Source organism: Ornithinibacillus halotolerans (genome assembly GCF_014637405.1).
Taxonomy (GTDB): domain Bacteria; phylum Bacillota; class Bacilli; order Bacillales; family Amphibacillaceae; genus Ornithinibacillus; species Ornithinibacillus halotolerans.
On record NZ_BMEY01000001.1, the window covers coordinates 229961 to 243987 of the forward strand.

At 35.8% G+C, this 14027-nt stretch carries 12 protein-coding genes; 2 read left to right on the plus strand and 10 right to left on the minus strand.

Annotated elements, in window-relative coordinates:
* Window positions 1-180: 180 nt before the first annotated feature.
* The 10 genes from IEV35_RS01265 to IEV35_RS01310 form a co-directional block, all read right to left on the minus strand.
* Window positions 181-1710 (minus strand): acyl-CoA carboxylase subunit beta, encoded by a 1530-nt coding sequence (locus tag IEV35_RS01265; RefSeq protein ID WP_188382863.1) that lies wholly within the window; start codon window positions 1708-1710, stop codon window positions 181-183.
* A 19-nt stretch (window positions 1711-1729) separates the two neighbouring features.
* Window positions 1730-2509 carry an enoyl-CoA hydratase gene (locus IEV35_RS01270; protein ID WP_188382864.1) on the minus strand — a complete coding sequence of 260 codons (780 nt, stop codon included), beginning with the start codon at window positions 2507-2509 and terminating at the stop codon, window positions 1730-1732.
* Window positions 2510-2521: 12 nt separating this feature from the next.
* Window positions 2522-2737, minus strand: coding sequence for an acetyl-CoA carboxylase biotin carboxyl carrier protein subunit (locus IEV35_RS01275; protein ID WP_188382865.1), 216 nt, complete (start codon window positions 2735-2737; stop codon window positions 2522-2524).
* Between the two features lie 21 nt (window positions 2738-2758).
* On the minus strand, window positions 2759-4111 hold the full coding sequence (accC, locus tag IEV35_RS01280; protein WP_188382866.1) for an acetyl-CoA carboxylase biotin carboxylase subunit: 1353 nt from the start codon (window positions 4109-4111) through the stop codon (window positions 2759-2761).
* A 43-nt stretch (window positions 4112-4154) separates the two neighbouring features.
* Window positions 4155-5297, minus strand: coding sequence for an acyl-CoA dehydrogenase family protein (locus IEV35_RS01285; protein WP_188382867.1), 1143 nt, complete (start codon window positions 5295-5297; stop codon window positions 4155-4157).
* Window positions 5298-5387: 90 nt separating this feature from the next.
* Entirely contained in the window at window positions 5388-5981 is a 594-nt protein-coding gene (locus tag IEV35_RS01290) for a TetR/AcrR family transcriptional regulator (protein ID WP_188382868.1), read from the minus strand.
* A gap of 50 nt (window positions 5982-6031) precedes the next feature.
* A complete protein-coding gene (locus IEV35_RS01295) occupies window positions 6032-6814 on the minus strand; it encodes a class I SAM-dependent methyltransferase (protein ID WP_188382869.1) in 783 nt (260 codons plus the stop codon).
* 323 nt (window positions 6815-7137) lie between these two features.
* A complete protein-coding gene (gene parC / locus IEV35_RS01300; RefSeq protein ID WP_188382870.1) occupies window positions 7138-9588 on the minus strand; it encodes a DNA topoisomerase IV subunit A in 2451 nt (816 codons plus the stop codon).
* A gap of 39 nt (window positions 9589-9627) precedes the next feature.
* Window positions 9628-11580: a DNA topoisomerase IV subunit B gene (gene parE / locus IEV35_RS01305; RefSeq protein ID WP_188382871.1), complete on the minus strand. Its 1953-nt coding sequence runs from the start codon at window positions 11578-11580 to the stop codon at window positions 9628-9630.
* Window positions 11581-11805: 225 nt separating this feature from the next.
* Window positions 11806-12219, minus strand: a complete 414-nt coding sequence (locus IEV35_RS01310; protein WP_188382872.1) for a CoA-binding protein — start codon at window positions 12217-12219, stop codon at window positions 11806-11808.
* A gap of 219 nt (window positions 12220-12438) precedes the next feature.
* Here IEV35_RS01310 and plsY point away from each other — a divergent pair, with 219 nt between their 5' ends.
* A complete protein-coding gene (gene plsY / locus IEV35_RS01315) occupies window positions 12439-13020 on the plus strand; it encodes a glycerol-3-phosphate 1-O-acyltransferase PlsY (RefSeq protein ID WP_188382873.1) in 582 nt (193 codons plus the stop codon).
* Between the two features lie 84 nt (window positions 13021-13104).
* Complete coding sequence (gene folE2 / locus IEV35_RS01320; RefSeq protein ID WP_188383009.1) at window positions 13105-14019, plus strand: GTP cyclohydrolase FolE2; 915 nt, start codon at window positions 13105-13107, stop codon at window positions 14017-14019.
* The last annotated feature ends 8 nt before the right edge of the window (window positions 14020-14027 follow it).

A 14027-nucleotide genomic window follows, 5' to 3' on the forward strand; every position in this document is an offset into this window, starting at 1 on the left:
GAAGTTATGTTTTGCTTGAAAGAAAATAAGAATATTATCATTCTTTGCCATTATTATATCGATATATTCATTGGAAATACAGTAATTACCGTTTTAGTTTACATAATATTATTATGGTTAATTAATTGATTTTGTTCATTAAATAATAATAGCCTTAGAGGAAGACCCCTAAGGCTATTATTATACTGGGTATACACCGTGTTTACGTTCTGTAAATACTGTATTCTTTGCATCATAGATTGCGTAGCGTTTTGCTAATTCATCTCTTAATTTATTTGGTTCAATGACTGCATCAATAACCATTTCACTCGCTAGTCGATATATATCAATATCGTCTCTATATTCATCTTGTTTTTGTTTAATAAATGCTTGTCGTTCTTCTTCTGGCAATTCTGCTATTTTATTCGCATACACCGCATTCACAGCCGCTTCCGGTCCCATTACAGCGATAGACGCTGTAGGTAATGCAAGAACTGCATCTGGTTCAAATGCAGGTCCTGCCATAGCATAAAGTCCTGCTCCATACGCTTTACGTACAATAACCGAAATTTTAGGAACGGTAGCTTCACTCATTGAAGCTAACATTTTTGCACCATGACGGATTATACCAGCTCGTTCCACCTTCGTACCAATCATAAACCCTGGGACATCCATTAAGAATAATAATGGAATATTAAAAGCATCACATAATTGAATGAACTTCGCTGCTTTATCTGCCGAATCAGGGAATAATACGCCACCTTTCATACGTGGTTGGTTCGCAATAATACCTACAGACCTGCCATCAATTCTTGATAGACCAGTAATTAATTCTGGAGCGAATTTCTTTTTAATTTCACAAAAACTGTCCTCATCAATGATTCGATTAATAAAATCATACATGTTGAAAGGTGCGTTTTGATTTTCTGGAATAATCTCCGTAATTGATTTTTCAAATTCTTTCACTTCTTTTGCTTCTCTTACACGAGGCTTCTCTCTGAAGCTCTTAGGAAAGTAAGATAAATAACGACGTGCATAACTAATTGCATCTGGTTCTGTTTTAACTAATACATCACCAACCCCAGAAACAGAGCAATGCATCTTTGCTCCACCCATTTCCTCGAGAGTCACTTTTTCACCAATGACTTTCTCTGCCATACGTGGAGAACCAAGATACATGGACGCATTACCATCAACCATCACAACGACATCACAAAAGGCTGGGATATACGCTCCACCTGCTGCAGACGGACCAAATAGCAAGCAAATTTGTGGTACTCGACCGGATAATTTAATTTGGTTATGAAAAATCCGGCCTGCTCCTCTTCTGCCAGGGAACATTTCTATTTGATCGGTTATTCTTGCACCAGCAGAATCAACTAAATAAATCATCGGTAATTCTAATGTCATAGCTGTTTCCTGAATTCGTAAAATCTTTTCTACCGTTCTTTTTCCCCAAGAACCAGCTTTTACGGTAGAATCATTTGCCATAACACAAACGTCTTGCCCGTTAATTTTACCAATTCCGGTCACTACTCCGTCAGACGGAAGGGAGTCATCCATACAATTAGCAAAAAACGCATCCTCAATATCCATTCCATCATCAAAAAGTAACTCTAATCTTTTGCGAACGAAAAGTTTCCCTTTTTCCTCGTTTTTTATATGATATTTCTCATGACCGCCTTTTTTAATATGTTCGATTCGTTTATTAAGTTCATCTATATATGACATGTTAAAACCTCCTTGCTCCTTATTTTCCTCGATATACCGGTGTACGTTTTTCTTGGAACGCAGCTAAACCTTCTAGCCGATCCTCCGTTGGAATTGTTTTTTTATAGCAAGTATGCTCGATTTGGAGTGCATACGATAAATCAAATTGCATTCCTTGATTAATAGATATCTTAGCTTGTCGTAGAGCTATTGGACCATTTTGGGTAATTACGTTGGCCATTTCTATAGCCACTTGTAAAAGCTCATTCTTAGGAGCTACTTCTTCTACTAAATTCCAAGCAAGTGCCTCAGCTGCTGTAATTCTCTTGGCAGTAAATATCAACTGTTTGGCACGGCCTATACCTATTAATCTTGGTAATCGCTGGGTTCCACCTGCCCCTGGAATAATTGCTAACGATGTTTCCGTTAACCCCATACTTGCTGTATCTGCTGCAATCCGAATATCACATGCAAGTGCAAGTTCTAATCCGCCTCCAAAAGCCACACCATTTATGGCAGCGATAACTGGAACCTCAATAGATTCGATGTTAGTTACGGTTTTACCGATATACCTTACTGCTTCAACTACTTCTTCGTCATTCATTCCACGTCGTTCTTTTAAATCCGCTCCTGCGCAAAAGGCCTTTTCTCCGGCACCTGTTATAATGGCACAGGAAATTATTTCATTTCGATTAATTTCATGTATAACACGATTTAAGTCGTCTAATAATGCTTTTGACATGGCATTTGCAGCCTCAGGTCGATTTAGCGTAATGAGAGCAACTTTTTCATCAAGTATCTCTAACTCTACTAAAGCCATAGTTTCCTCCTTTTAAGATTCAATGATTGCTATAATATCTCCTTCGTTTACAAAGTCACCTTCTTGAACTTTAATTTCTTTAACAACGCCGCTTTCTTCTGCTGCAATAGGTATTTCCATTTTCATCGATTCTAAGATAACAATATCTTGATCCTCTTCAACTGTATCGCCAACCGCTACAACTATTTTCCAAACATTACCTGCCATCATTGCTTTTACTTCGTTCATCTTAACTTCCTCCTAGATAGATTATTTCTTTTTTATTGGACTAAAATGCTCTTCAATAAATGTTGTCGTCGTATTCCCACTTAGAAATTGCTCATGGTTAATAATTTCAAGAAGTAGTGGAATATTCGTTTTGATACCTTTTATGCTTGTATGTTCTAAAGTCTCTTTCAGTAATGAAATTGCATCTTCTCTTGTTTGCCCTGTCACAATTAGTTTACTAATCATCGGGTCATAGAACGGAGTAACTTGATAATTACTTTTCACTGCTGTTTCTAATCGAATATTTCTCCCTTTTGGAACATCAAATTCTTTAATATGACCTGGAGACGGGAAAAATGTTTTCGGATCTTCCGCATAAATTCGTGCTTCAATGGCATGCCCGTTATATGAAAGATCTTCTTGTTTCCAAGCTAATTCCTTTCCATTTGCAATATTAATTTGTTCTTTCACAATATCAATACCAGTAATTTCTTCTGTGACAGGATGTTCCACTTGAATTCTTGTATTCATTTCTAGAAAATAAAAATTTTCCTCTCTATCTACTAAAAATTCAACTGTGCCCGCATTCGTATATCCTATTGATTTAGCTGCATCTACTGCTGCCTGACCCATTTTTAATCTAGTTTCATCAGAAATATATGGAGATGGTGCTTCTTCCAACACCTTTTGATTTCTACGTTGAATCGAACATTCTCGTTCAAATAGATGCACGACATTACCATGTCTATCAGCTAATAATTGAATTTCAACATGTCTTGCCTGTTCAATTTTTTTCTCTAAAAACATCGATCCATCGCCAAAAAACATCTCTGCTCGCTTTGCATTACTTTGGAATGCTTTTTGTAATTCTTCATCATTATTTACTACTTGCATTCCAATTCCACCACCACCAGCAGAAGCTTTTAACATTATTGGATAACCGATATGTTTTGCAATCTCTACCGCTTCTTCAGCCGTAGGTATAGCATCTTCTGTACCTGGAACAATAGGGACATTTGCTGCTTTCATAGCTTTTCTTGCTTCTATTTTATTCCCCATCATATCCATCACATGGCTAGTTGGACCGATAAATCTAATTCCTATTTTTTCACATTCTTTTGCAAACTTACCATTCTCACTGAAAAAACCATAGCCAGGGTGAATCGCATCCACATTGGATTCTGTAGCGGTCTCTATTATTTTATCTACATTCAAATAACTCTCTTTTACTTGTGGTGGACCGATTAGATAAGCTTCATCAGCCATTTCTACATATGGGGCATCTTTGTCCGCCTCGGAATAGATGGCAACTGTTTGAATACCCATCTCCTTACAAGTTCGGATAATTCTCGCTGCTATTTCACCCCGATTTGCTATTAGTATTTTAGAAATCATATTGCCACTCCTTTAGTTAGCATATTTCAAACTATTTTTCCATCTAGCAACCTAGTTGTCTTGCAATAACTAATCGTTGGACCTCTGATGTACCTTCTCCAATCTCTAGTAGTTTTGCATCCCGTAAATAGCGCTCAACTTCATATTCACGCATATATCCATACCCACCATGGATTTGAATTGCTTGATTAGCAGCACGAAATGCCGTCTCCGTTGCAAATAATTTGGCATAAGCAGATTCTTTCGTAAATGGTTTATTCTGATCTTTTAACCATGCTGCTTTATATACCATATTTCGAGATAATTCTACTTCCATTGCCATATCTGCGAGTTTAAATTGAATCGCTTGGAAATTAGAGATGGACTTGCCGAACTGCTTTCTTTCTTTGGCATATTTCAATGCCTTATCTAAAGAGGCCTGAGCAATACCTAACCCAAGTGCTGCAATAGAAATCCTACCACCATCTAATGTATATAGAAATTGACTAAAGCCTTTTTTCTCATCACCCAAAAGATTTTTTCTAGGTACACGAACATTGTCTAAGACAATTTCCGCTGTATCAGAACCACGGACACCCATTTTGTCATAATTACTTGTAATGGTTACTCCTTCTGCATTTGTCGGAACAATAATGGCCGATATAATATTTCTACCTTTCTCGTTCTTTCCTGTTACCGCTGTGACAATCAACGTCTTGGCGTAACTAGCATTCGTAATAAAACATTTTTCACCATTAATAATATAATCATCACCATCAATAACAGCGGTTGTTTTTGTACCACCTGCATCAGACCCTGCATTTGGCTCTGTTAATCCAAATGAACCAAGTGCTTTACCTGATGCTAACGGTGTTAAAAATTCTTTCTTTTGCTCTTCTGTACCGAAGTAATAAATGGGGCTTGCTCCTAGAGAAACTGCTGCTGCATAGCTTAGTCCCGTACTTCCACATACTCGACCAATTTCCTCCACTGCTATTGCATAAGAAAGGGTATCCCCACCAGAACCACCATATTCTTCTGGAAAAGGAATCCCTAAAAAACCAAGTTCACCCATTTGTTCAAATATGTCGACTGGAAATTTTGCCTCCGTATCAATCTCAATCGTTCGAGGCTTGATTACTTTCTCTGCAAAATCGCGAACCATTTTTCGAATCATTTCTTGCTCTTTTGTTAAATTAAAATCCATTTGCTCTCCTCCTGTACAAGACCGACTGGTTGGTCGGTAATCGTCTTAAAAATATAGCTTTCTATGAAGCTATTAAGGTTATAATAACGCTTACATTTTTTCGTTTAAAATAGAGCGCATAATTAGATCTACATAAATATCTCCAATTTCATCAATTGATTTTTCCCCTGTTGTCTTATACCATTTATAAGTCCAGTTAACCATCCCAAGAATCGCCATTCCGGTTATATCTTCTGATAAATCTTCTCGAAAATCACCGATCCGTTTTCCTTCAGAGAGTGTTTCAATAATAATGTTCTTAAATTGGTCTCGTTTCTTTTTGATAAGTTCTGCGTAATTCGCTTTTAAGTATATATTTTCTTGATAAAATACAGAAATATGAGGTTTATACAAATCAAAAACTTGGACAAAGCTTTTAATAATTGCACGTAATTTCAAAGTTGGAGAGTCATAGGTGTTTTTTGCTATGTATGCTTTTTCAAGCACATACGTAATAAACGTATCGTGGATTACAAAAAGTAGTTCATCTTTAGATGTAAAATGGTGGTAAAACCCGCCTTTTGATGTTCCAATATCTTGAACAATCTGATTTACTGTTACACCATGGTAGCCATGTTTTTCAAATAAATGCAAGGCAGAATGGATAATTTTATCTCGTAATTTCGTCAGAAGCCCTCCTCTCATTTATATCCAATATTAGCTTATCACAATTTTCTTTATTCATAAAGAAGATTCTAACTTTTTAGTAATTCAATTGTTCCATAATGAAATAGAGCTGTTTTTCTTTTAAGCTGGTTAAATCCAAATTTATCAAAACGATCACTTTTCCAGTGATCCTTTAAAATAACTCGCTGACGGGCAACTCTTTTTGCCTCGGTAATAACTTTTTCAGTCATATCCGTCATTATTGCTTGTTCACGAATAATGTTAATTCCAGTTGATGTTTCTATTCCATTTTGAAACATCGGATCGAAATAAACGACATCATAAGCGTTCGTTTCTAAAGACAATAAGTACGTTAAGTAATCATTGTGAACAACGTGTATGGATTGCATCGCTTTGTTGAAGTATTTATTCTTACTTTTAAATGTCGTTAATCCTTCTTTTACTATAAAATAGATTAACTCATTACCTTCAATTCCAGTTACTTTTCCCGATGTACCAACCACAAAACTCGCAAGAATACTATCTGATGCTAAACCAAGTGTACAATCCAGAAGTGACATCCCTTCCTTTAATTTAGCAATCTCTATAAATGGATCACGTTCACCTCGTAAAATCCGCTTTGCCCGAATATAAGCTAGGTTAGGATGGAAGAACAACTCCTTGTCACTGGATAATGGGGAAATAACTAATTTCTCACTTCCTACAATAATTACATCCTGTTTGTACTCATTCTTTAACGTTTGTATTGAGACGCCTAGCCTTTCGATATAAGGAAGGTTATATCTTTTTGAAAGCTGTTTTGCTTTTGACACAATATTAATGGAAGGTTTCCCGCTAGTTGTAATAATCATAATATCGTCCTAACCTTTTTTTGATTTTTTATCGTACTTCACATTCTAAAAATTCCGCTTGAAAATATTTAAGAATAAAAGAGGCCGGGACAAAACTAAAACAAAGGTAATAAAAAACGAACAATCACCACATTAGCCCCGGAAATATACGGAGACTCCTGTGGGAGGAAAGGCATCGGTGAGACCCCGCAAGAGCGTTAGCTCTGAGGAGGCTCACCAGCCGCCCACGGAAAGCGCAGTATATTTCCGGGGCGGGTTTGATGCTCTAACTTTAATGTTCGGTTTTTCTTATGTTAGAAATAGTTTTGTCTCAGCCTCTTAAATCATTCTACTTGTTGATCAAATGGTTTTTCATACGTTACTTTCTTCCAAACTTCCACAACTTCCCCTTGATTATCTGTATCAATAATAAACGATCCGTTACTACTTCGGTCACTATTTGGTAATTCTAATGGGAAGATTTCATGTGTTTCCCCTTTGGAAGTTGTAAACTTAATCGTATCTTTTTCATATGTTGCATAGAAGCCGACAATACGATGTGGTTTACTCTTGAGTTCCCGTAACATGAGCAAGCCTCGTTTTGCTCGGGAAGATTTTTCAAATTCTCTTAATTTCATTCGCTTACAAGCACCACGTTGTGTTACAACTACTAAAAATGGATCTGATAGGTCATCAAACACTTGACCACCAACAACAAATTCTCCGTCTTTTAATTGAATAGCTTTAACACCACTTGCACGTTGACCAACTGCCGGTACTTCTGATTCATGATACCATAATCCATAACCTCTATTAGAAGCAATAAATATATCAGAATATCCATTTGTTTGGCAAACTTGAACTACCTCATCGTCTTTCTTTAAATTTAGAGCAATGAGTGGTTTAGAGTATCGCTGTGCCTCATATAATTTTAATTCACTACGTTTGACCATGCCATTTTTAGTGAAGAAAATTAAGTATTCATCCTCTTTAAATTCTCTAATAGGCACACAATGAACAATATATTCGTCTTTTTCAATTTGGACAATATTAGAAACATGTTGACCAATATCTTTCCAACGAATATCTGGTAATTCATGAACAGGGATATATAAATACTTACCCTTGTTTGTAAATAAGAGCACCTTATCTGTTGTATTTGCCTCAATTAATCCAACTAAGTGGTCATCATCTTTTATGGCAAAATCTTCACTATTTGAAGCTGCATAAGATCTGAGGCTAGTACGTTTTACATAACCTTCTTTAGTTACTGAAACTAAGACATCTTCACTCGCAACAGTTACTTCAATATCAATTTTTAGTTCTTCAATTTCAGCTTCAATAATGGTTCTTCTACGCTCAGAGAATTGTTTTTTCATTTGTTTAAGATCATTTTTAATCGTTTGAAGTAATTTTTTCTCGCTTGCTAAAATTGACTCTAACTCTTCAATCTGAGCCTTTAATTCTTTAGCTTCTTGTTGCAGTAATGTTACATCAGTATTTGTCAATCTGTACAATTGTAACATGACAATTGCTTCTGCTTGTTTTTCAGTAAAACCATACTTTTCCATAATTTGCTTCTTCGCGTCCTGTTTATCTTTTGAGGCACGAATCGTTGCTACTAGCTCATCTAAAATAGAAATTGCCTTAATTAGCCCTTCTACAATGTGGGCACGAGCTTTCGCATGTTTCAGATCATATTTTGTTGATCTCGTTACGACATCTTTTTGGTGTTCAATATATGCATCCAACATTTGAGTTAGTGATAACCATTTCGGTGTTCTATCTTGGATAGCAACCATATTGAAATGATACGTTACTTGTAAATCGGTGTTTTTATATAAATAATTTAAGACACCTTCACCATTTCCATCTTTTTTCAACTCTATGACGATACGAAGTCCAGTTCGATCTGTTTCGTCTCTTACTTCAGAAATCCCTTCTACTTTACGATCTAAACGTAATTCATCAATTTTTTTAACGAGGTTAGCTTTGTTCACATCGTATGGAATTTCATCAATGACTATTTGTTCACGATTCCCTCGAATCGATTCAATTTGTGCTCTTCCACGAAGAACAATTTTTCCTCTACCAGTTTCATAGGCTTTTTTAATACCTTCCACACCTTGGATAATTCCCCCGGTTGGGAAATCAGGTCCTTTAATAAACTTCATTAGTTCGTCTACAGTACTGTTAGGCTTATCAATACGTTCAATAACCCCATCAATAACTTCTCCCAAATTATGAGGGGGAATATCGGTAGCATACCCTGCCGATATTCCAGTTGAACCATTTACTAATAGATTAGGAAATTTAGCAGGTAAAACAACTGGCTCTTCATCTGTATCATCAAAGTTTGGCATTAGATCAACGGTGTCTTTATTTATATCTCGCAGCAATTCAGAGGCAATACTAGATAATCTTGCTTCTGTATAACGCATCGCTGCGGCTGGATCTCCATCCATACTTCCGTTGTTTCCATGCATTTCAATCAGCACATTACGCATCTTCCAATCTTGACTAAGGCGAACCATTGCTTCATACACAGAGCTATCACCATGCGGGTGATAATTACCGATTACGGTACCTACTGTTTTAGCTGATTTGCGGAATTGCTTATCATGTGTATTCTTTTCTTTAAACATTGCATAAAGAATTCTGCGTTGAACAGGTTTTAATCCATCTCGTACATCCGGTAATGCACGGTCTTGAATTATATACTTACTATACCTTCCAAATCGATCACCGATTACTTCTTCTAAAGGAAGATCGAGAAATTTTTCTGACTGTGGCAAGTCATTTCCCCCTTATCTAACATTTAAACTAGCTAATATTTATGAATGAATTTTATCGTTTTCTAATATGTTTGTGTCGTCGTCCAATCCAAATGCAACATTGGACTCGATCCATTTACGTCTAGGTTCAACTTTATCACCCATTAATGTTGTAACTCGTCTTTCAGCTCTTGCAATATCTTCAATTGTGACACGAATTAGCGTTCTTGTTTCTGGATTCATCGTTGTATCCCACAATTGGTCTGCGTTCATTTCACCAAGACCTTTGTAACGCTGAATCATATACCCATTTTTAAATTTCTTAACTGCATCTTTCATTCCTTCATCGTCCCAAGCATAAATGACTTGTTCTTTCTTACCTGTACCTTTGGAGATTTTATATAAAGGAGGTAATGCAATATAAATCTTTCCAGCTTCAATTAAAGGTCTCATGTAGCGGTAGAAGAAAGTTAGTAGCAATACTTGAATATGTGCTCCGTCTGTATCCGCATCAGTCATAATAATGATTTTGTCATAATTTGCATCCTCTAAAACAAAATCAGTTCCAATGCCTGCACCAATTGTATGAATAATCGTGGAAATTTCTTCATTTTTAAATACATCTTGAAGTTTTGCTTTTTCGGTATTGATTACTTTTCCTCGTAGTGGCAATACCGCTTGGAATTTACGATCTCTTCCTTGCTTAGCCGACCCACCAGCTGAATCACCCTCTACTAAGTACAATTCATTTTTATCGGGATTTTTTGACTGAGCAGGCGTCAGTTTTCCGCTAAGTAACGTGTCTTTACGACGTTTTTTCTTCCCAGTTCTTGCATCTTCACGAGCTTTTCTCGCTGCTTCCCGAGCCTCTTTTGCTTTAATTGCTTTTTTTACTAATAATCCGGATATATCCGGGTTTTCTTCTAAAAAGAAATTTAGTTTCTCCGATACGACAGAATCAACTGCAGATCTTGCCTCCGAAGTTCCTAATTTTCCTTTTGTTTGTCCTTCAAATTGTAATTTTTCCTCAGGAATACGAACAGATACGATAGCCGTTAATCCTTCTCGAATGTCCGCACCTTCTAAGTTTTTATCTTTCTCTTTTAACGCACCTGTTCTTCTAGCATAATCATTAAAACATCTCGTAATAGCAGTTCGCGCACCTGATTCATGGGTTCCCCCATCTTTCGTACGGACATGGTTAACAAAGGATAACATATTCTCTGAGTATCCATCATTAAATTGGAACGAAAATTCAACTTCAATATCTTGATTTTCTCCTTCAAAAAACACAATCTCATGAAGAGAATCTTTATCTTCATTTAAGTATTGTACAAAAGATTTCAGACCATCCGGATATTCATAAATCTCCTGTTCTTCCGTTCTTTCGTCTACTAATTCAATACGTAAACCTTTTAATAAAAATGCTGCTTCTCGTAAACGCTCAGAAATAGTTTCAAAGCTAAATACAGTAGTAGAGAAAATGGAAGCGTCCGGTTTGAAATGGATTATTGAACCATTTTTTCTTGTTTTGCCAAGTTTCTGTACGTTGCCAACTGGAATTCCACCATTTTCAAATCGTAAAAAGGAAATTTCTCCATCACGATGGGACGTTACTTCTAACCATTCCGATAATGCATTTACTACTGATGCCCCAACACCGTGTAATCCACCACTCGTTTTATAGCCACCTTGTCCAAATTTTCCACCAGCATGGAGAACTGTAAAAATAACTTCTAAAGTAGATTTACCTGTACTATGTTTTCCGCTTGGGATTCCCCGTCCAAAGTCTTCGATGGAAACACTATTATCATTATGTATTTTTACTTTTATTACGTTCCCATATCCTGCTAAAGCTTCATCAACAGCATTATCTACTATTTCAAATACTAGATGATGCAATCCACGGTGATCCGTACTTCCAATATACATACCAGGTCTTTTACGAACAGCTTCTAAACCTTCTAATACTTGGATCGAATCATCAGAGTAATGTATAGATGTCTTGTCCATTGCTGAATCTCCCTTCCATGAATGTATCTATTTATTCTATATTATATCGTAGAACGTGTGTTTGATTTTGTAAAGGAAAACTCTTGTCATCAACACAATATCTTACTAAGTATACTACAATCTATTTTAAAAAGTATAGAAGTTATCGATTGGAATATAGTTAGATGTAAGTATTAAATTAAATAAAGACTAAAAAAAGGATGACATATGCCATCCATGTTATCATTATTTTTTCACTAGTACAGCGTGGGCCACTTTAATACATAAATCCATAATTACAGTGAAACCTCGCTCTGTTAGATAATCATAAGCATCTTCGTTAGTAATACCTTGTTGCGCCCAAAATACTTTACAATTAGTTTGGGCAGCTTCCTGAGCTAAACTAGGCAAATATTCTGGTCTTCTGAATACATTAATAATATCTATTGGTTCATTAATTTCTAATAGGGATGCATACGATTTTTCACCTAACACTTCATCAACCGTTGGATTTACAGGAATTATCTTGTATCCTAAGTCTTGCATGATTTTAGATATTTGATAGGATGTTCTTTCAGGATTATCCGAAAGACCTACTACAGCAATCGTTTTAGATGTTTCTAGTATCTCTCTAATCTGTTCGTTTGATGGGTTTTCCATTTTTCAACCATTCCTTTCAAAAAATATATCTTACATATAATTTATAGTTTAACATGTAAAAAGATAATTTATCAGTAAATGCATGTTATACTGAGTATCTCTTATATTTTACATTAAATTCGTTGATTCTAATAATACTAGTACCTTCTATTAATAGTTCATGATAAAATATAAACTAAAGAAGGATAACTTGAAAAATTTATGAAAGTAGGAAATGACATGGAATACGTATTATTTGCTATCATTGCATATTTATTAGGGTCTATTCCCTCAGCTCTAATTGTAGGAAAAGTTGGTTATAACATTGATATTCGAGAACACGGTAGCGGTAACCTCGGCGGTACAAACACTTTCCGAGTTCTAGGGATAAAAGCAGGGATTATTGTAACGTTAGCAGATATTTTAAAAGGTACTGTAGCAACGGTTATTCCCTTATTATTTGATGCGGATGTATATCGATTAGCAATTGGTATTTTCGCAGTAATCGGCCACACATACCCGGTTTTCGCACGTTTTAAAGGTGGAAAAGCAGTTGCAACTTCAGGCGGGATTATTTTAGGTGTAAACCCTATTCTGTTTGGTATCATGGTATTAACGTTTCTACTAACACTTAAAATCTCTAAGTATGTGTCCTTATCATCAATGATTACCGGTGTTGTTTCATTTATTGTTTCGATATTTATTGGTGATATTGGGTTAATGATTGTTATTGGAGTACTTACTCTGTTTGTGATCTATCGTCATCTAGCGAATATTAAGAGAATCATTAATAAAACTGAGCCTAAAATTAAGTGGATGTAGTAAAGCGATATAATTGATAACAGCCATCTAAATTGATTATACTTTAGGAAGAGTAAAGTCTTGCATAACAGAAAGGAAATCACTATGCATTTGAATAATACACCTCATAAAGTATTACCTATAAAAGAAGAAAGACATAAATTATTTGGATCGGTTGAACCCGGTCCAAAGCATAAACCAGTTGAAAAAGACAAAATGGCTGATTTGCAAAATCAAAAGAAAGATTTCTTGTTTGAACTTGATGCAGTGGGTATTACTAATGTTAAGCATCCCATCATCATTAATAGTAAAACTCAACCGGAACAACAAACTAGTATTGCTTCATTTACCTTCACATCTACAATTCAACAATCGAATAAAGGAACAAATATGAGTCGATTTATGGAGCAGTTGGCTTTATATAGTCAACAAGGATTTCAAACGGAATTATCCTTACTAAAAGAATTCACAAAAGAATTAGCTGAACGACTTGGTCAAAAAGATGCATCCATTGAGCTAACATTCCCTTGGTTCTATGAAAGAAAAGGACCTAGTTCAGGAATTGCTGGGTTAAACCATGCAGATTTAACCATTAAAGTAACTTATCACGAAACTACTGGTTATCAAGTAAACGTTGGAATATCTGTACTAATTACAACATTATGCCCTTGTTCCAAAGAAATTAGTGAATATAGTGCCCATAACCAACGTGGAAATGTCAAAGTTGAGGTAAGCCTATCAGATGATTACGATGAAGCAATCGTTGATTGGAAGCTCGCTTTACTTGAAGCTGCAGAAAGCAATGCTAGTGCTAGATTACACCCGATATTGAAGCGCCCTGATGAAAAGATGGTTACGGAAGAAGCATATGAAAACCCACGCTTCGTGGAAGATATGGCAAGATTAGTAGCTGCAGACCTATATGAAATGCCATTTGTTACTAGTTTTACAGTAACATGTCAGAATGAAGAATCCATTCATATGCATGATGCAATCGCAACAATACATTTTGAAAAATAATAATTAAA